The sequence below is a fragment of the Mesonia sp. K7 genome, assembly GCF_003233725.1.
In the GTDB taxonomy this organism is placed as follows: Bacteria; Bacteroidota; Bacteroidia; order Flavobacteriales; family Flavobacteriaceae; genus Mesonia.
The window spans coordinates 80,957-99,969 of record NZ_QKQV01000004.1 but is presented as its reverse complement, the minus strand read 5'-3'; the positions used below and the strand labels follow the sequence as shown (position 1 = coordinate 99,969).

General features: G+C 34.6%; 17 protein-coding genes. All 17 read left to right on the top strand.

The genetic code is table 11. From position 1 onward, the window contains the following. The first annotated feature begins 232 nt into the window (after positions 1–232). The 17 genes from DNG35_RS04355 (at position 233) to pcaF (ending at position 19,008) form a co-directional block, all read left to right on the top strand. Positions 233–883: a response regulator transcription factor gene (locus tag DNG35_RS04355; RefSeq protein ID WP_111126530.1), complete on the top strand. Its 651-nt coding sequence runs from the start codon at positions 233–235 to the stop codon at positions 881–883. Between the two features lie 172 nt (positions 884–1,055). Next, positions 1,056–4,337, top strand: coding sequence for a toxin-antitoxin system YwqK family antitoxin (locus tag DNG35_RS04350; RefSeq protein ID WP_111126529.1), 3,282 nt, complete (start codon positions 1,056–1,058; stop codon positions 4,335–4,337). Then, positions 4,285–6,252: a DUF3857 domain-containing protein gene (locus DNG35_RS04345; RefSeq protein WP_233494451.1), complete on the top strand. Its 1,968-nt coding sequence runs from the start codon at positions 4,285–4,287 to the stop codon at positions 6,250–6,252. Before DNG35_RS04350 ends, DNG35_RS04345 begins: the two co-directional genes overlap by 53 nt. Positions 6,253–6,259: 7 nt before the next feature. Then, positions 6,260–8,233, top strand: a complete 1,974-nt coding sequence (locus tag DNG35_RS04340) for a DUF3857 domain-containing protein (protein WP_111126528.1) — start codon at positions 6,260–6,262, stop codon at positions 8,231–8,233. Positions 8,234–8,342: 109 nt separating this feature from the next. After that, positions 8,343–8,957, top strand: a complete 615-nt coding sequence (locus DNG35_RS04335; RefSeq protein ID WP_111126527.1) for a DUF4230 domain-containing protein — start codon at positions 8,343–8,345, stop codon at positions 8,955–8,957. A 113-nt stretch (positions 8,958–9,070) separates the two neighbouring features. Further along, the gene (locus DNG35_RS04330) at positions 9,071–9,901 is read left to right on the top strand and encodes a phosphatase PAP2 family protein (protein WP_111126526.1); all 831 of its coding nucleotides are present in this window, start codon (positions 9,071–9,073) and stop codon (positions 9,899–9,901) included. Between the two features lie 24 nt (positions 9,902–9,925). Next, positions 9,926–10,501 carry a TetR/AcrR family transcriptional regulator gene (locus DNG35_RS04325; RefSeq protein ID WP_111126525.1) on the top strand — a complete coding sequence of 192 codons (576 nt, stop codon included), beginning with the start codon at positions 9,926–9,928 and terminating at the stop codon, positions 10,499–10,501. 74 nt (positions 10,502–10,575) lie between these two features. After that, complete coding sequence (locus DNG35_RS04320; RefSeq protein ID WP_111126524.1) at positions 10,576–11,649, top strand: 2Fe-2S iron-sulfur cluster-binding protein; 1,074 nt, start codon at positions 10,576–10,578, stop codon at positions 11,647–11,649. Between the two features lie 39 nt (positions 11,650–11,688). Next, complete coding sequence (gene paaA / locus DNG35_RS04315; RefSeq protein WP_111126523.1) at positions 11,689–12,645, top strand: 1,2-phenylacetyl-CoA epoxidase subunit PaaA; 957 nt, start codon at positions 11,689–11,691, stop codon at positions 12,643–12,645. A gap of 5 nt (positions 12,646–12,650) precedes the next feature. Further along, the gene (gene paaB / locus DNG35_RS04310; protein WP_111126522.1) at positions 12,651–12,941 is read left to right on the top strand and encodes a 1,2-phenylacetyl-CoA epoxidase subunit PaaB; all 291 of its coding nucleotides are present in this window, start codon (positions 12,651–12,653) and stop codon (positions 12,939–12,941) included. Between the two features lie 10 nt (positions 12,942–12,951). Next, entirely contained in the window at positions 12,952–13,707 is a 756-nt protein-coding gene (paaC, locus tag DNG35_RS04305; protein ID WP_111126521.1) for a 1,2-phenylacetyl-CoA epoxidase subunit PaaC, read from the top strand. 41 nt (positions 13,708–13,748) lie between these two features. Next, positions 13,749–14,252 (top strand): 1,2-phenylacetyl-CoA epoxidase subunit PaaD, encoded by a 504-nt coding sequence (gene paaD / locus DNG35_RS04300; RefSeq protein WP_111126520.1) that lies wholly within the window; start codon positions 13,749–13,751, stop codon positions 14,250–14,252. A 70-nt stretch (positions 14,253–14,322) separates the two neighbouring features. Continuing rightward, positions 14,323–15,105 (top strand): enoyl-CoA hydratase-related protein, encoded by a 783-nt coding sequence (locus DNG35_RS04295; protein WP_111126519.1) that lies wholly within the window; start codon positions 14,323–14,325, stop codon positions 15,103–15,105. A 106-nt stretch (positions 15,106–15,211) separates the two neighbouring features. After that, positions 15,212–16,369 (top strand): 3-hydroxyacyl-CoA dehydrogenase NAD-binding domain-containing protein, encoded by a 1,158-nt coding sequence (locus DNG35_RS04290; protein WP_111126518.1) that lies wholly within the window; start codon positions 15,212–15,214, stop codon positions 16,367–16,369. Further along, the gene (locus tag DNG35_RS04285; RefSeq protein WP_111126517.1) at positions 16,369–16,770 is read left to right on the top strand and encodes a PaaI family thioesterase; all 402 of its coding nucleotides are present in this window, start codon (positions 16,369–16,371) and stop codon (positions 16,768–16,770) included. Before DNG35_RS04290 ends, DNG35_RS04285 begins: the two co-directional genes overlap by 1 nt. 81 nt (positions 16,771–16,851) lie before the next feature. Then, positions 16,852–17,712 carry a neutral zinc metallopeptidase gene (locus DNG35_RS04280; protein WP_111126516.1) on the top strand — a complete coding sequence of 287 codons (861 nt, stop codon included), beginning with the start codon at positions 16,852–16,854 and terminating at the stop codon, positions 17,710–17,712. An 87-nt stretch (positions 17,713–17,799) separates the two neighbouring features. Next, positions 17,800–19,008 (top strand): 3-oxoadipyl-CoA thiolase, encoded by a 1,209-nt coding sequence (gene pcaF / locus DNG35_RS04275; protein WP_111126515.1) that lies wholly within the window; start codon positions 17,800–17,802, stop codon positions 19,006–19,008. Positions 19,009–19,013: the final 5 nt, after the last annotated feature.

The following is a 19,013-nucleotide window of genomic DNA, read 5'->3' as shown; positions in this document are numbered from 1 at the left end:
GTTTTTACGCATTGTTATTTTAAGTTAACTTCAAAAATTATAAGAGAAAGGCATGAGTGTATTGTAAAAAAGCTTGAGGGTAAAATAAATTTGAATAGAAATTACATACAAAATAGGCAGGAAAGATTAGCTAACTATAGTTTTTTAGAATACAATTTATCGGAAGTTTTAGTCCCACAAAATACGATTAGAATAGAATAGGTTAACAAGTAGATTTACATATTTTTAAGTTATGAATATAAAAGTAGGTATCATAGATGACAATTCTTTTTTAATTAGTGCTATCAAAGAAAAACTTTCTTTCTTTGAAGACATATTTATAAAAGTTACGGCTTTAAATGGCGGAGAATTGCTAAGTCAATTAGAAGAAGATTGTCGTATCGATGTGTTGCTTATGGATATAGAAATGCCGGTGCTTAATGGTATTGAAGCCACAGAAATTGTCAAGCAAAAATATCCACAGATCAAAATTATTATGTTAACGGCTTTTGATAACGACGAAAACATTTTCAAAGCCATAAAAGCCGGAGCAGATGGTTATTTGCTCAAAGAAATCCATCCCGATTTGTTGTATAAAGGTATTATAGAAACCCTAAGCGGAGGTGCAGCGATGAATCCTTCAATAGCCTTAAAGACGCTAAAATTATTGAGAAACCCTACTGGTATCGAAAATGTAAAAGATCAAGAAGAAATAACACTTTCTGATAGAGAAACACAAGTGCTAGAACAACTTAGTAAAGGTTTGAGTTACACAAAAATTGCCGAGAACCTTATTCTTTCGCCAAGTACCATTAGAAAGCACATCGAAAACATCTATAAAAAACTTCACGTACACAGTAAAATAGAAGCCGTACAAAAGGCAAAGCGACATAATCTTATTTAATAGATCACAAGTTCTCTTAAAATCTAATAATATTGAGAATGAAATATTAAGGTTTCTTTTTTATATCCCAACATTTTTATATTATTGTATTTTAACAAAATTTTATAATTTTCATGTATTTGTGAACTTTATAAGTTTTTGATTTTATAATATAATAACCCCTAACTTCCTAATGAAAAAACTATTACTCCTGTTGCTATTTGTAAGCTTCAACCTCCATGCTCAAGAAAACATCAACTATGTAGATATCGAAGAGTTAGCTATAAATGTTTACGATTTTATTGATAAATCTGATTATAAAAGGGCAATTCAAGAAATTGAAAAAGTACATCCGAATGATTCAACTTACACAGATTTTTTAGTAACTAAATCTTATTGTTACTTACAATTAGAAGATTTTGAAAATGTTGCAAAAGTTTGTCAAGAAGGAATAGAAAAAAAAGACTATGAAAATTTAGAGTCTTTTTATGTAAATCTAGGAACGGCATACTTAAGACAAGAAAAAATGGATAAAGCATTAGAGGTTTATGAAGATGGTTTGCAGTATTATCCTAAAAATGAAACCTTAAATTATAATAAGGCAGTTGCTCTAAGAAGATCAGAAAAAATAAGAGAAAGTATAGATTGGCAAGAAAAAACAATTTTTTATAGTCCTATTAATGTTAGCTCATACACTGAGCTTGCTGACATGTTTTATAAACAAGAGCGTATTACTCAGGCGCTTATGTGTGTAAATATGTATTTAATTCTTAACCCTGAAGGAGAAAACACTTTTTATGTGCTTAAAGCTGCAAATGATATAGCTAAAAATAAAAACCCAAACCAAGCAAACCCAGCATTAGAATCTGCTTTTAAGGCAAAAGGGTTTAAAGAACTAGATCTTATTTTATCGAATAGAGTAGCATTAAATAGTGATTATGAAGTAGATCATAAAATAGATTTAGCCTTAACCAAACAAAACCATCTTTTGTTGGAAGGTTTAAAAAATTACAGCCCAGGAAAAGAAAAAACAGTTTGGTCTGAAATATATGTACCACTTTTTAATTGGATATCAGAAAACGATTACTTCGAAGAATTTATCTATACAATTTCTTATTCTATAGAAAACGAGAGCTATAAAAAAGATGTAGAAAAAAATATAGAAGGCATAATTGAATTTTTAGATAAGTTTAAAAATAAATATTCAGAGTTGCTTTCAGAAAACAGTTACCTCGTTACAAATGAAAAGGATAAGAATTTTCTTTACCATGAGGGTCGTATAGTTTCGTACGGTGCTATACAAAACGAGAAAGCCACAGGAGATTATACTTTCTATACAGAAAACGGAAATATCTCAGCAAAAGGAGCTTTTAAAAATGGAGAAAAGAACGGTGTATGGGAATGGTTCTACAATAACGGAAATGTTAAGGAAAAGGGTGTGTATAAAAATAATGAGCTCCACGGTTTATATGAATCTTTTTATGAAAATGGAAGGAAAGAAACCCTTTTAAACTATAAAAACGGAAAAGCAGATGGGAAGTTCACATATTATAATGAAGAGGGAGCTTTAATTCAAGAAAAGGTGTTTAAAGAAGGAGAAATAGCAGGACTATACAAAGCTTATTTCAAAGTCGGAGATGTATTGCCTGCAGAATTTTTAGTCGAATATTCAAAAGGAGAGGCAAACGGAAGCTTTGTAGAAAATTATGCCACTGGAGATAAATATTCAACTTCCAATTTTAAGAATAATCTTCGTCAAGGTCACGAAAAAGGCTTTTACCTAAATAACAAAGTGATGTTTGAAGCAAACTATCTTGATGGTGTTTACCATGGAGATTTTAAATCATATTGGCCAAACGGAAAATTAAAACAAGAAGGAAAATACAATCAAGGCGAACAGGTTGGTTTGTGGAAGAACTACTTTAAACATGGAGTCCTAAGCGAAGAAGTTACCTATAAAAACGGTAGAATAGATGGTGTTTACAAAGTTTACGATAAAGATGGTTTGCTTACAATAGAATACGACTATAAAAAAGGAGATATCATAGCTTATCGCTCCTATAATAAAGAGGGTAAAGTTATAATGGAAGACAGAAAAAAAGGAGGCGAGTTTTTTTATAGGTCTTTTTCTCCTTACGGTCAGATAGAAACTGAAGGTAAATATGATGTTTCTGGAGGAAAAATCGGGCACTGGAAATTTTATAACGACAACGGTATATTAGAAAGTGAAGGAGATTATATTGATAATAAAGTGCAAGGTGTTTATACCTCTTATTACCTAAATGGTGTTGTTAGAGAGTTATATAAGTATAAAAATGATACTATTCAAGGTTATTATAGCTCTTTCTACAGAAATAAAAACATAAAAAATGAGGGTTATTATAAAGACGGAGAAAGACAAGGAGAATGGAAAACATATTATTCTAATGGAAAATTAGCAGCAATAGAGTTTTTTCATAAAGACAATTACTGGGGAAAACAAAAATATTATGCGCCTAATGGTAAATTAGAACGTGAAATGTTTTATGATCAAGGAAAGTTTTCTAAAATAATATACTATAATCAGAATGAAAAAATTTTAGAAGAAATAGATCACGATATTACAACACCAGATTATACGATTTCTCTTAAGGCACTAAATAATGAACTTTATCAAACTACCCAATATTCTTATCAAGTTGAACACGGGCTATCTCAAGGTTTCTATTTTACAGGTGAAAAAAGATTTGAAGGAAACTATGTAAATGGGGAAAGAAACGGAAACTGGAAATACTTTTATGAAAACGGAAACACAGATGAGGACCTCACATACCTTATGGGGAACCTACACGGAAAAATAAAACGATACCATGAAAATGGCGAGTTAAAAGACGAGATCACATATGAACTAGGTACTCTAGAAGGAACATGGGTAGATTATTACGATAATGGTCAAATTGAAACCGAAAACACTTATGTAAATGATGATTTAAATGGAGAGCGAAAAAATTATTCTTATACAGGAGAATTACAGCTTATACGCTATTATAATCATGGCAGACTTATGGGGTACTCTTATTTAGGAAAAGATAAGGAATTAGTAGAGATGATACCTCTAGAGAATGAGTCAGGAAAAATAAAGGCCTACCATCATAATGGTAATGTGTCTCGTGAGATGGAGTACGAAAAAGGGCTCTTGAATGGCAAATATAAAGCCTACTATACCGACGGAAAGTTACAAATGGAGGTAGATTATGATCATGGTTTTAATGACGGGATTTATTTTACATATTACCCAAACGGAAACATTAAAAAGGAACTAAATTATAAAGAAGATATGCTGAACGGGGAATATAAAAGCTATTACTCTAATGGTAAAGTAAAAGAAACAGGTCAGTATGTAGATGGTATTAAAGAAGGTGAGTTTATAGAATATGATGAGAATGGAAAGATTACAAATAAAATCAATTATTTTAAAGGATATGCATATAAATAAGTTGCCTTTTTTACTGTTTTTTATAGCAAGTCTTTCAACTCAGGCTCAATACTCCCAAGAGTATAAAAACTATAAAAATAAATATCCCAATGCTCATTCTGTAAGGCTTCAGAATCATGTAAAACTCAATTTAGAAGTAAAAAGAGGAGATATAGAAATAACTAGAGAGGTTATAGAAGAAGATCTATACCTTGACGAATCGGCTAACTATAATTCAAAAAAATCTTTAAAGTTTTCTTCTTTTTTTGAATTGGGAAAAATTAAAGCTTCCTCATTTAGTTTTAATGAGGATAAGTATGAAGAGTTTAAAGTGAGTGACTTTACTCAAAAAGACCATTTAGATGGTTCTTTTCATGATGACACAAAAATTTTAAGTTACATCTATCCTAACTTAAAGAAAGGCTCAAAATCAAAATTAGAATACACAGAAAAAATTAAGAACCCTCGCTTCATAACGCCTTTTTATTTTAGTGATTTTTTTCCGATTGTAGACCAAAAGTTTGTTGTAGAAACAGATAAAGAAATCGATATTAGGTTTGTAAAAGTAAATATGGATGATTTTAATGTAAAATACACTACAGAACAAAAAAGAGGAAAAAATATACATACTTGGGAAATAAAAAATGTAGAGAAAGTAAAATCAGAAAGTAACACACCTTCGTATAGCAAAATATTTCCGCACATTATTCCTATAATCAATTCTTATCAAGGAAATGATGATAAAATCAATATATTACGAAATACCCAAGACTTATATAATTGGTATTATGACTTAACAAAAAATCTAAATGAAGAGGAGCCTTCAGAAGCATTAATTAAAACAACAAAAGAGTTAATCAAAGATAAAACCTCTGAGTTTGAAAAAGTAAAAACAATATACTATTGGGTGCAGCAAAACATAAAATACATAGATTTTGAGTACGAATTAGGAGGCTTTATACCTAGAGAGGCAAATGCTGTTTATGAAAAAAAGTATGGCGACTGTAAAGACAACTCTAGTATACTCAAAGAAATGTTTGAAATAGCAAACATCAAAGGATATTTAACTTGGATAGGCACAAGAGATCTTTCCTACACATACAATAATGTGCCAACTCCACTTTCAGACAATCATATGATTTTAACCTACAAAACCTCAGAAGGAAAAAACTATTATTTAGACGCCACCGGCAGGTATCTATCTATAGAATATCCTTCATCATTTATTCAGGGTAAAGAGGCATTAATTGGTAATGGCAAAAACGGTTTTGATATTCAAATGGTACCTTATGTAGAAGCTAAAAAAAATAAGTATATAGATTCTACTTATATAAAAATAGAAAACGATAAACTCATAGGGCAATCTCAGACCTCTATTTCGGGGTATTTAAAATTAGATCTTTTTAGTGACTTAGAAAGAAATAAAAGCGAACAAGATTTAAGAAACGTTTACAAAGCATATGTCGAAAAGGGGAACAATAAATTTATCATAGAAGATTTTGAAGAGATAAATAAATTTGGATACGAAGAACCTTTCGAATTGAAATACAGTTTCACCATACAAGACTATGTAAAAACAATAGGAGATGAAATATACCTTAACCCTAACCTTAACAAAGACCTAATTCATCTAAAATTTGACCCAGATAGAGTTCATTCATACGAGCAGGATTATAAAAAATACTTTAGATATGTAAATACTTTTGATATTCCTGAAGGCTATAAAGTGACGTATATGCCAGAGTCATTATCCATAAAAAACGATTTACTTTCTATTAACATTTCATACGAAATAAAAAATAATCAATTGATTGCCAATCAAGAATTCACCTTAGATTTTATAGAAATAAATACTCAAGAACAAAAAGAACTAAACTCATTTATAAAACAAATAAGTAAGCAATATAACGAAACAATAGTGCTTAAAAAACAATAGTCGTAATATGAAAAATATCTACTTATATTTAATTATCTTTTTTACTTGCTCTTCAGTAATTGCGCAAGAAAAACCATTCTATGAAAATTATGATTGGAATGTAAAACCAACCTATGATTTGCAGGAAACAAAAGACCAGCCAATGCTTGGGTTGAAACACAAAGTTGCTATCGAATTTGCTTTTTTAGAAGATAATTCTTTTGTAGAGTACTACCTTCAGCATAAAGCCTATTTGTTAAATTCTGATGATAAAATAGAAGAATACAATAAAATATACCTTCCATATTCTTCAAGCTCTGAACTCATTGCTAATAAAGCTCGGGTAATCAACGGAAATAAAATCATAGAATTAGATGAAAACGATATTCTAACTGCCGAAAATGAAGAAACTGGAGATAAGTATAAATATTTTGCTTTAAAAGGTGTACAAAAAGGTAGTATTGTTGAGTTTTTTTATATAGTAAAAAAGTACCCTAGTTATAAAGGCGTAAGAGCTTTCTTTCAGGATGATTATGATGTTAAAAATATAGAGTTTGACTTGTACTCACCAGAAAACTTGATTTTTGATATCAAAAGTTTTAACGGTTTAAAAGAAGCTCAATACGATGAAAATTTTTCTGATGAAAATAGAAATCATTGGTCGATGCAGGCTGAAAACATTACAGCGCTAGAAGAAGAAGATAATTCGGCTCACAACGCCAACCGAAAATTTTTAATCTATAAATTAGATAAAAACTTGGCAAATAACAGTTCTGGAATTTCGTCTTACGATATCGTAGTTCAAAATTTAATGCCTTTTTTCTACCCAAAAGAAACTTCAAAGAAGACTGATAAACAACTGGAAAAATATATCAATAAAATAGGTGTTGATAAAGCGTCATCAAATAAAGAAAAAATTCAAAAAATAGAAAATTTTCTGAAAACTAACATTTTTGTGACCGATGTATATAATGATAAATTAGAGGATTTAGAATATATAATGAGTGAAAGCGTTGCTAGTAATAGAGGTATTACCAAATTATATATCTCTTTGTTTAATCTATTAGATATCAAACATGAGATTGTAATCACAAGCGACCGAACAGAATTATCTTTTGATCAGTCTTATGAAGCAACTGTTTTTCTGAACGAATTTCTAATTTATTTTCCAGAGGACGATTTATACCTAGACCCAACCGAAATTGGCTCAAGATTGGGATATCCTCCAACAGAGGTTACAGATAACTATGGTCTGTTCATTAAAACTGTAAAGGTAGGTAGTTATAGCTCTGGCGTTGGTGAGGTCAAGTATATAGATGCAGTAACTTCAGATAAAAATTATGATAATATGCATGTAAAGGCTTCTTTTAACAAAGAAAACCTAAATGAAGTAAATATCAGTCTCAAAAGGGAAATGTTTGGATATTATGCTTCATTTGTCCAGCCTTATGCGCATTTAATAAAAAAAGAATCAGAAAAAGATTTTGTACAAGCAATGGTAGAAAATCTTGATGAAGGTATTCAGGTAGATACCTATAAACTAGAAAATTTTGACTCAAATTTATACGGAGTAAAACCATTGAGAATTATTGTAGAGGTCAATTCAGAAGCTTTTGTAGAAAAAGCCGGTAACAAATACTTATTTAATGTAGGTGGGCTTATTGGTAAGCAAACAGAACTTTATCAAGATAAAGAAAGAAAACAAGCCTTAGACAACGGTTTTATGAGAAGATATGATAGAGAATTAATTATCGAACTTCCTGCAGAAATGAAAGTCGCGAATCTCAATGACATTAATATTGATCAGAAATTCACCAAAGATGGAGAAGAACTAATGGCCTTTAAATCTCGATATAAACTAGAAGGAAATACCCTAACCATATACTGTAATGAGCATTATAGTATAAACAAACTTCCAGCTAGCGATTATGCTGATTATAGAAGAGTTATCAATGCGGCAGCAGACTTCAATAAAGTCACATTGGTTTTAGAACCAAAATAAATTGTAGATGATTTAAAAATGCTTCGTAATCACGAAGCATTTTTTTTTCAAAAGTCAATAACTAAAGTTTTCCAATTTTCTCATTATTTTTATAGAAATAAATTTATAAATGAGGAAAATCATTATTGGTATCGTTGTCGGAATAATAGCCGCTTGTCTTTTTTTCTATATTAAAAACGCTGCTTCTACAAATGAAAAAATAGAGGCAGACTCTGCCTTGATAGAAAAGGAAATCAAAAACGTCAGTAAACTCATCGTTACCGAAGGTTATTACGCTCAGGTTTTCACTTATAAAAATAATGAGTCTTTGTTTTTTGGTTTGGTTCCCACAGAAAAAAAAGCACTCGTTTCTGTCAATACCAAGGCTTTGGTTACATATGATTTGGCTCAAATAAATTACGAAATCGAAGAGCAGAACAAAACTTTAAAACTCATAAAAATTCCAGAATCGCAATTAGAGATATTCCCAGAATTCGAGTTTTATGATGTTTCGCAAGATTACCTCAACCAGTTCAAAGCAGAAGATTTCAATAAAATGAAAGAAAAAATAACTTTGCTTACGCGAAAAAAAATTGAAACCTCAGAAATGATGAAAAATGCCGACAACCGTTTGGTTTCAGAACTTCAAAAACTTTTTATTTTAACCAATTCTCTAGGTTGGACGTTAGAGTATAACCAGCAGCCCATCGATTCTCAGAAAGAATTTGAAATTTTATTGAACTAAAACAACTTGGTTGCTTCTACACACCATATAAAATATAGGTTGTTCTGTTATTTTTTTCTTAATTATTAAAAATTGTCAAAAATTTAAAGTCAAATTTGAGAAAAAGAATACTCATGAAATATTTTTTGATACTGCTTGCTGGTATTTTGGTGATAAATACAGTAAACGCCCAACAACAAATAAATACAACATCTCCTTACAAAACCGAATTTTGGACAGATGCAGGAATAATCACAGGAACAGTCGGTCTAAATGTTCTTGGTTTTTATTTTATTCAGAATAAAGATGGTAAAAGTCTGGAGGAAGTAAATATGCTTTCAGAAGATGATGTTTGGGCAGTAGACCGTTGGGTCGCTGGAAACTATTCAGAAGAAGCAGATCGCATAAGTTATATTCCTTTTTATAGCTCTTTTGCATTGCCTTTAACTTTTCTGGCAGGTGATGAAACTCGTGAAAATATGGGTCAGATTTCTGTACTTTATGTAGAGAGCATGGCTACAGCAGGTGCTTTATATACGCTTTCTGCGGGTTTAATAGATCGAGATCGACCATTGGTATACAACAGAAATGTCACTAATGAAGAAAGGATGGAAAGCAGTGCGCAACGCTCCTTTTTCGCGGGTCATGGAGCAGCCACGGCAGCAGCCACATTTTTTACGGCTAAAGTTTTTCATGATTATTATCCAGATTCTCCGTTAAGACCTTATGTTTGGGGAGTTGCATTTGCAATACCTGCTTATGTAGGTTATTTAAGAATTGAAGCAGGTAAACATTTTTTAACCGATACCGTTTTAGGGTTGGGTGTGGGAGCAGCGGCGGGAATTTTAATTCCAGAGCTGCATAAGAAGGAAAATACAAATTTGTCATTTTACCCTACCTACCAACAAAATCTTAATGGTTCTGGTTTTGATGCCAAAGGTGTTGCACTTTCATACCGATTTTAATTAAATTCCACGTATTTTTATGGCGTGAAGAATAACGATAGAAAAGAACAAATTGTAAAAACTGCGGCGCAACTTTTTAGAGAAAAAGGTTACAATGCTGTATCAATGCGGGATTTAGCAAAAGATTTAGGGATTAAAGCAGCAAGTCTTTACAATCATATTTCCTCTAAAGAAGCCATTTTGGCTGAGGTTATTTTAAGTACTGCAAGAGATTTTACAGAGCATATCGATAACACTTTTTTAGAAGAAAAATCTTCTGTCAAAAAGTTAGAAGAAATTATCGAGAGCCACATAGATCTCACCATCGAAAAAGCCAACTTTGTTGCCTGTCTTAATAATGATTGGATGCATTTAGAGGAAAAAAACCTCAACGATTATATAAAAATGCGTAATCATTACGAAAGTACTTTACGTAAAATTATCATAAAAGGTATGAACTTACACGAAATAGAACCTCAAAATCCTGAACTCATCCTTTTTTCATTGCTATCTACCTTACGAACATTGTATTTGTGGTACCCAAAAAACAAACATATAGAAAAAAGTGTTTTATCTAAAGAATTAAAAAATAATCTCCTTAAAGGAATTATAACTATATAGAAACAAGTTAAATAACTCTGTGAGTTTGCAAAACAAACTAACAATTGTTAGTTTTGTAGTAATCAATTAAGAAAATGACAAATTTTTATACCTTAACGGTCAAAGATATTTACAAGGAGACTTCAGATTGTTCGGTCATCACATTTGAAGTTCCGGAGAACTTAAAAGAAAAATTTAAGTTTCAACAAGGCCAACACCTTACCTTAAAAAAAAATATAAACGGTGAAGAGGTGAGGCGTTCTTATTCGCTCTGTTCTAGCCCGAGAGAAAATGTGTGGAAAGTAGCGGTAAAAGAAATTTTAGGTGGTGTTTTTTCCACTTACGTAAATCAAGAATTAACTGCGGGAGACACACTTGAGGTGATGATTCCCAGCGGTAAATTTGGGATTAAGGCCGACCAACAAAACGATAAAAACTACTTGTTTTTTGCTGCCGGAAGCGGAATCACACCAATTCTTTCGATGATCAAAGCATATCTCGAAGAAGAGCCGAAATCAACTTGTAAGTTGTTTTACGTCAATAAAACAGCAAAATCCATTATATTTAAAGAAGAATTAGAGCAATTACGTAATAAATATTTTGGGCGATTAGAAATTTATTATTTCTTAACCAAAGAGCGACGTGATATCGAGTTGTTTAATGGCAGGTTTGATGAGAGTAAAATGGATGTTTTGTCTAAAACCTTTATCGATATTCCTGATACCAACGAAGTATTTCTTTGCGGACCAGAACAAATGGTAAAGTTTGTAAGCGATTACTTGATCAATGCAGGTTTGCCGAAAGAATTAGTACATTTTGAGTTGTTTGTAACTGGGCTTTCCGAAGAAGATGTCAAACGTGCTGAAAGATTAGCACAGCAAAATGTAGAAGGAACGGAAATTATAATCGTTGATGGTGGTAAAGAATTTCAATTTACGATGACTAAAGAATATGACAATATTCTTGATGCTGCTCTAAGTGCAGGAGCAGATTTGCCATTTGCTTGTAAGGGTGGCGTTTGCAGTACTTGTAAATGTGAAGTTTTAGAAGGTGAGGTAGAAATGAAAATAAATTATGCCCTAGAACAAAAAGAATTAGATCAAAATTTGGTGTTGAGCTGTCAAGCTGTGCCAACTTCAGATAAAGTAAAAGTAGATTTTGATGTGTAACAACTTATAGCTAACGGCTGTAAGCTAAAAGTTAGAAAGATGAGTGAACAAGAAGTAAAAAACTTAGAAGAGATTTTTGAAGCGAGAATCGCTCGCGACGAAAAAATAGAGCCTAAAGATTGGATGCCCGAAAAATACAGGCAAACCCATATTAGGCAGATGTCACAACACGCCCATTCAGAAATTGTGGGGATGTTGCCCGAAGGAAACTGGATTACCAGAGCACCTTCTTTACGTAGAAAAGTAGCTTTGTTGGCAAAAGTGCAAGATGAAGCGGGTCACGGTTTGTATTTGTATAGCGCGACCGAAACCTTAGGAATTTCAAGAGACGAATTGTATGAGCAGTTACATTCCGGAAAAGCAAAATATTCGAGTATTTTTAACTACCCAACGTTAACTTGGGCAGATATGGGCGCTATTGGCTGGTTAGTTGATGGCGCAGCAATTATCAATCAAGTGCCATTGTGTAATACTTCTTTCGGGCCATATGCGCGTGCGATGGTGAGAGTTTGTAAAGAAGAAAGTTTTCACCAACGGCAAGGTTATGAGATTATGCTTACGCTTTGTAACGGCACCGAAGTGCAGAAAGAAATGGCGCAAGATGCCTTAAATCGCTGGTGGTGGCCAAGTTTGATGATGTTAGGCCCAACAGACGATATGTCTGTGCATACCGAGCAATCGATGAAGTGGAAACTCAAGCGAAAAACCAACGACGAACTTCGTCAGCAGTTTATCGACCAAACCGTTCCGCAAGCAGATATCTTAGGCTTAACTATTCCCGATTCAGATTTAAAATGGAATGAAGAAACAGGTCATTACGACTTTGGGGAAATCGATTGGGATGAGTTTTGGCAAGTCGTCAAAGGTCACGGCCCTTGTAACAAAGAGCGTTTACAAACTAGAGTGAATGCCTGGGAAAATGGTCAGTGGGTACGCGATGCTGCCTTAGCTTACGCGGAAAAACAATCAGAAAGAAAAATTAAAAAAGCAATCTAAAAAAGATGGGTAATAAAAAAGAATGGCCATTATGGGAAGTCTTCGTGAGGAGTAAAAACGGTTTAGAACACCGTCACTTTGGAAGTCTTCACGCAGCCGATGCAGAAATGGCCTTAGAAAACGCAAGAGATGTATATACTAGAAGAAGCGAAGGCGTAAGTATTTGGGTGGTCGAGTCAGAACATATTACTGCTTCTAACCCAGAACATAACGGTGAGCTGTTTGAGCCAGCCCAAGATAAAGTATATAGACATCCCACTTTTTATGATTTACCAGATGAGGTAAAGCATATGTAAAATATAAAAAATGGATAAAAAAGATCTTATTCAATATATAGAAACCATTGCCGACAATTCCTTGATATTAGGCCAACGTATGGGTGAGTTAACCGGACATGGGCCAACCTTAGAAGTAGATATTGCCTGTACCAATATTTCGTTAGATTTATTTGGTCAAGTACGTAGCTATTTTCAGTATGCTGCACAGCTTTCAAATCAAGAGATTAGCGAGGACGATTTGGCTTTTCTTCGACAAGAAAGAGCTTATAAAAATGTGTTGTTGGTAGAACAACCCAATCGTGATTTTGCTTATGTAATCGCACGACAGTTTTTGTTTGATCACTATCACTTTTTGTTTTTAAAACACTTGCAAAACAGCGAAGATGAAACCTTGGCAGCCATTGCCAAAAAAAGTATAAAAGAGGTAAGTTATCATAAGCGTTTTTCTTCAGACTGGATAATTCGTCTGGGCGACGGAACCGAAGAAAGCAAGCAAAAAATACAAACGGCTGTTGATGATTTATGGCAATATACCCAAGAATTGTTTGAGCCTAACGAAGCAGAAAAAGCTGCCGAGGAAAAGCATATAGGTGTAGATATCGTTTCACTTCAAGCAGAATATACGCAAAATGTTGGTAAAGTTCTACAAGAAGCAACCCTCACGCAACCTGACTTAAAATTTTTCCAAAGAGGTGGTAAGAAAGGAATACACACAGAACATTTAGGTTATTTGCTCAGCGATATGCAATATATGCAACGCACTTACCCAAATATGAAGTGGTAACAAATTCCTGCCAAGGCAGTAATCTAACTACATAAATTCAAATGACTATTGAGGAAGCACAAATCGATAAAGAACTGATTCCGATTTTAGAAAAAGTTTCGGATCCAGAGATTCCTGTGCTTACAGTTTTAGATTTAGGTGTAGTTCGTTTTGCAAAAATCACCAAGCCCAATTTTGTCGAGGTAAAAATCACCCCAACTTATAGCGGTTGTCCAGCGATGGATGTGATTGGTGACGATATTACTTCCGCTTTAAGCGAAAATGGTTACGAAACAAAAGTAGATTTGGTACTCGCGCCAGCTTGGACTACCGATATGATCACCGAAAGTGGAAGAAAAACCTTGGAAGAATATGGTATTGCTCCACCAATGGATGCTGTGTCAGATAAAAAAGCTTTGTTAGGTGAGGAGCAAGTAGTCAAATGCCCGCAATGTCATTCTACCAATACCAAAATGGTAAGTCAGTTTGGGTCAACGGCCTGCAAGGCACTGTTTAAATGCCACGATTGTCAAGAACCTTTTGATTATTTTAAATGTTTAATATAAATTCCTGCATACCTATTAGCTAAAGCTTTAGTCGAGGCGCAAGTCAGGATTTTTTTTATAAAATAAAAAGATGAGTAACACCATAAATTTCGAAATCAAAAATAACATCGGTTACATTACTTTAAACCGACCAGAAGTATTTAATAGTTTTAATCGCGAAATGGCTTTGGCATTGCAAGGAGTGTTAAAAAATTCGGCCAAGAACGATGAGGTAAGAGCAATTGTTTTAACCGGAAATGGCAAAGCATTTTGTGCAGGGCAAGACCTTAAAGAAGTAACCGACCCTGATTTAAACCCTGGTTTTAAAGCCATTTTAGAAGAACATTACAATCCTATTATTCAGTTGATAAGAGAAACTCCAAAGCCTATTGTGGCTGCGGTAAATGGTGTAGCTGCTGGAGCAGGAGCCAATATTGCCTTGGCTTGTGATATTGTGGTTGCTAACGAAAATGCAGCTTTTATACAAGCGTTTAGTAAGATTGGGTTGATTCCCGACAGTGCCGGCACTTTCTTTTTACCACGATTAATTGGATTGCAGAAAGCTTCAGCTTTAGCAATGTTGGGCGACAAAGTTTCGGCAGAAGAAGCAGAAAAGTTAGGGATGATATATCAAGTAATCAAAGCCGAAAATTTTGAAGAAGAAGTTTCCGCTTTAGCGAAAAAATTAGCCCAAATGCCCACCAAAGCTTTAGCGTTGACCAAAGAAGCCTTTAATCAATCACTCAATAACAACTTAGACGAGCAGTTGGCGTTAGAATCTAAATTTCAGATAAAAGCAGCTTCTTCAGAAGATTACAAAGAAGGTGTCAATGCATTTGTAGAAAAAAGAAAGCCTAATTTTAAAGGGGAATAAAAGATCAAATTAAAAACCGAAAAGTGTAAAATTTAAAATTTCAAAGTGAACACTTTAATTAAAAGAACTTTGTCATTTAAAATTTATCATTTAAAATTTAAAATTAATGAACGTAGGAATCATAGGTAGCGGAACCATGGGAAGCGGAATTGCTCAAGTAGCAGCAACGGCAAACTGTTCTGTAAAAGTATACGATACAAATCAAGAAGCTTTAAAAAAGAGTGAGGTATCGCTAGATAAAGTCTTATCGCGACTTATAGAAAAGGGTCGTATCGATGAAGCTGAAAAAAATAGAATTCAAAACAATATTTTATATGTCGATAGCTTAAAAGAGTTGGCTGATGCCGATTTGACTATTGAAGCGATTATCGAAAATCTCGAAGTCAAACAAAAGGTGTTTCGCGAGTTGGAAAGTTACCAATCAAAAGATGCTATTATCGCTTCTAATACTTCTTCTTTGTCTATTGCTTCCATAGCAGGAGCCCTAGAAAATCCAGAAAGAGTTATCGGGATTCACTTTTTTAACCCAGCGCCGTTAATGCCGTTGGTAGAAATTATTCCTGCCGTGCAAACCTCAGAAGAGGTTAAAAACAAGGTGGTCAAAATTATTGACGATTGGAAAAAAGTAGGCGTACTGGCAAAAGATACCCCTGGATTTATTGTGAATCGTGTAGCGAGACCTTTTTATGGGGAAGCACTCCGAATTTACGAAGAAGGTTTGGCTGACTTTGCTACCATAGATTGGGCGATGAAATCGTTAGGAGGTTTTAGAATGGGACCTTTTGAATTGATGGATTTTATCGGTAACGATGTAAATTACACGGTGACCGAAACCGTTTTTAGAGAATTCTATTACGACCCGCGGTACAAGCCGTCTTTTACACAAAAACGACTTTCAGAAGCAGGTTATTTGGGTAGAAAATCAGGAAGAGGTTTTTATCAATATGGTGATCATGCCAAAACACTAAATCCATCGAAAGATAAAGATCTAGGAAATAAAATCTTAGACCGTATTTTAGTAATGCTTATCAATGAAGCTGCCGACGCATTGTTTTTAAATATAGCTTCCGCGAAAGATATTGACTTGGCAATGAGTAAAGGAGTAAATTACCCAAAAGGCTTGTTGACTTGGGCAAACGAAAAAGGAATCGATTGGTGTGTAGAGAAGCTAGATAAACTTTACGAAGAATACCATGAAGATCGCTATAGGTGTAGTCCGTTATTACGAAAGATGAAAAAGAACAATCAAAAATTTCTAGTTTAATGAAACCTGAAAAAATTCCGCATCACATGCTCGCCAATGATCCATTTAGTAGTTGGCTAGGTATTGAGATTTTGGAAGTAAAAGAAGGTTATTGTAAACTGCAAATGAAAGTGAGAAAAGACATGCTTAACAGCATGAAAAAAGCTCACGGCGGAATTACTTATGCACTCGCCGATACGGCATTTGGTTTTGCGTCTAATACCCATGGTAGAAAAGCCGTTTCTATCGAGACTTCCATCAATCACGCCGAAGCAGTAGAAGAAGGTGATATCATCACTGCTGAAGCCAATTTAAAGAGTTTAAAAAACAAGTTGGCTTTTCACATAGTCGAAGTAAAAAGAGGAAATACTTTAATAGCACTTTTTAAAGGTGTAGTGTATCGTACAGGTGTTGAGTGGTAATTTTTAGTTAAAATCAATTAATTACAGCGATACCAAACTTCGTAATTTACTATCTTTAGGTTTCTAACAAAAGCAAACATTATGAAATGGAGAGGTAGAAGGCAAAGTGGTAACTTAGAAGATCGTCGAGGAATGGGAACGACAGGAAAAGTTCTTGCAGGCGGTGGAGTTATTGGTGTTATTGTCATTTTATTACAACTTTTTGGAGGCGAAACAGGACAAACTGTAGGTACAATTCTTAACGAAGTCAATAAAGGTCAACAAACTCAGCAAGTCGAGCAGAGAGAATTAACCGCTGCCGAAAAAGAATCCGGTCAGTTTATGGCAACCGTTTTGGCGGATACGGAAGATGTATGGAACCAAATTTTTAGAGAAGAAAATATAGGCGATTATCCTGAGCCAAAAATGGTGTTGTTTACCGATAGAGTTCAGAGTGGTTGTGGTACAGCTTCGGCTGCATCGGGTCCTTTTTATTGTCCCGGTGACAATAAATTATACATGGACTTGGCTTTCTTTCAGCAACTCAAAACTCGTTTTGGTGCGAAAGGCGGTGATTTTGCCATAGCTTATGTAACAGCGCATGAAGTGGGTCATCATGTACAAACTGTCCTTGGTACAACTCAAAAAGTGCGTCAGTTGCAGCAGCAACAAGGTCAAGCGGCAGCCAATCAACTTTCAGTGGCTTTAGAGCTTCAAGCCGATTTTTACGCGGGAGTTTGGGCGCACCATAACCAACAATACCTCGAAGAAGGCGATATACAAGAAGCTTTAAGTGCTGCGCAAGCAGTTGGTGATGATGCTATTCAGAAGCGAATGCAAGGTCACGTGGTTCCCGATTCTTTTACCCACGGAACTTCCCAACAACGTATGGAATGGTTTATGAAAGGTTTCCGTTCGGGCGACGTGAGACAGGGAGATACCTTTGCGGCTCTAATTAATTAAGGTTAATTTCATTCCGATAAAACCTATTTTAGCTTTCCGTTTCTGTTAAAAATCCGTATTTTTAGGGCTCAAAAATCAGAACTATAAATGGATGCATTTATCATAGACGGAATCAGGACTCCCATCGGAAACTACAAAGGCACATTATCCCCCGTAAGAACCGATGATCTCGGAGCACTCGTCATCAAAGAATTAGTAAAAAGAAATCCCAATATTCCTCAAGACGCTTACGCGGATGTTATTTTAGGTTGTGCCAATCAGGCTGGAGAAGACAATCGAAATGTAGCCCGCATGTGTTCACTTTTGGCAGGTTTGCCTTATAGTGTTCCCGGAGAAACAGTCAATAGACTTTGCAGTAGCGGTTTATCGGCAATCATACACGCCAATCGAGCGATCAAAGCTGGCGATGGCGGTTTGTTTATTGCGGGTGGAGTTGAGCATATGACGCGTGGCCCATACGCTATAGCGAAACCTTCGTCTGCATTTGGTAACGATGCCCAAATGTACGATACGAGTTTCGGGTGGCGTTTTGTCAATCCCAAAATGCACGAAATGTATGGCACCGACGGAATGGGAGAAACAGCCGAAAACTTGGTAGACAAATACCGTATTTCGCGTGAAGATCAAGATGCTTTTGCTTATCACAGTCAGATGAAAGCTACTAAGGCGCAAGAAAATGGACGGTTGGCAAAAGAAATTGTAGCGGTAGAAATCCCACAAAGAAAAAAAGACCCAATAGTTTTTAACCAAGACGAATTTGTAAAACCAACGACAACTCCAGAAATTCTTGCAAAGTTACGTCCGGCTTTCCGTAAAGAAGGCACTGTAACCGCAGGAAATGCTTCTGGTTTAAACGACGGAGCTGCCGCAACGATAATCGCTTCCGCGGAAGCAGTAAAAAAATATAATTTAAAACCTTTGGCTAAAATTGTAAGTTCAGCAGTAGTTGGTGTGGAACCAAGGATTATGGGAATTGGTCCTGTAGAAGCTTCCAACAAAGCTTTGGAAAAAGCAGGATTAACGATGGAGGATATGGATGTAATTGAATTGAACGAAGCCTTTGCGGCACAATCATTGGCTTGTATTCGTGCTTGGGGATTAAAAGATGATGACCCAAGAATAAACCCAAATGGAGGAGCGATTGCGATTGGGCATCCGCTTGGCGTAACCGGCGCTAGAATTGCTTATTCTGCGGCTTTAGAATTACAAATGACAGACAAAAAATATGCACTGATCACGATGTGTGTAGGCGTTGGTCAAGGTTATGCTGCAGTAATTGAAAATGTTTCTGCGTAAGCAAG

Bases quoted from the DNA above. Each gene is read 5' to 3' on its own strand.
- DNG35_RS04335 (WP_111126527.1), top strand. From the start codon at position 8,343: ATGAGGAAAATCATTATTGGTATCGTTGTCGGAATAATAGCCGCTTGT.
- pcaF (WP_111126515.1), top strand. From the start codon at position 17,800: ATGGATGCATTTATCATAGACGGAATCAGGACTCCCATCGGAAACTAC.
- paaB (WP_111126522.1), top strand. From the start codon at position 12,651: ATGGGTAATAAAAAAGAATGGCCATTATGGGAAGTCTTCGTGAGGAGT.
- DNG35_RS04320 (WP_111126524.1), top strand. From the start codon at position 10,576: ATGACAAATTTTTATACCTTAACGGTCAAAGATATTTACAAGGAGACT.
- DNG35_RS04280 (WP_111126516.1), top strand. From the start codon at position 16,852: ATGAAATGGAGAGGTAGAAGGCAAAGTGGTAACTTAGAAGATCGTCGA.
- paaA (WP_111126523.1), top strand. From the start codon at position 11,689: ATGAGTGAACAAGAAGTAAAAAACTTAGAAGAGATTTTTGAAGCGAGA.
- paaD (WP_111126520.1), top strand. From the start codon at position 13,749: ATGACTATTGAGGAAGCACAAATCGATAAAGAACTGATTCCGATTTTA.
- DNG35_RS04290 (WP_111126518.1), top strand. From the start codon at position 15,212: ATGAACGTAGGAATCATAGGTAGCGGAACCATGGGAAGCGGAATTGCT.
- DNG35_RS04350 (WP_111126529.1), top strand. From the start codon at position 1,056: ATGAAAAAACTATTACTCCTGTTGCTATTTGTAAGCTTCAACCTCCAT.
- DNG35_RS04345 (WP_233494451.1), top strand. From the start codon at position 4,285: ATGGAAAGATTACAAATAAAATCAATTATTTTAAAGGATATGCATATA.
- DNG35_RS04285 (WP_111126517.1), top strand. From the start codon at position 16,369: ATGAAACCTGAAAAAATTCCGCATCACATGCTCGCCAATGATCCATTT.
- DNG35_RS04330 (WP_111126526.1), top strand. From the start codon at position 9,071: ATGAAATATTTTTTGATACTGCTTGCTGGTATTTTGGTGATAAATACA.
- DNG35_RS04355 (WP_111126530.1), top strand. From the start codon at position 233: ATGAATATAAAAGTAGGTATCATAGATGACAATTCTTTTTTAATTAGT.
- DNG35_RS04295 (WP_111126519.1), top strand. From the start codon at position 14,323: ATGAGTAACACCATAAATTTCGAAATCAAAAATAACATCGGTTACATT.
- DNG35_RS04340 (WP_111126528.1), top strand. From the start codon at position 6,260: ATGAAAAATATCTACTTATATTTAATTATCTTTTTTACTTGCTCTTCA.
- paaC (WP_111126521.1), top strand. From the start codon at position 12,952: ATGGATAAAAAAGATCTTATTCAATATATAGAAACCATTGCCGACAAT.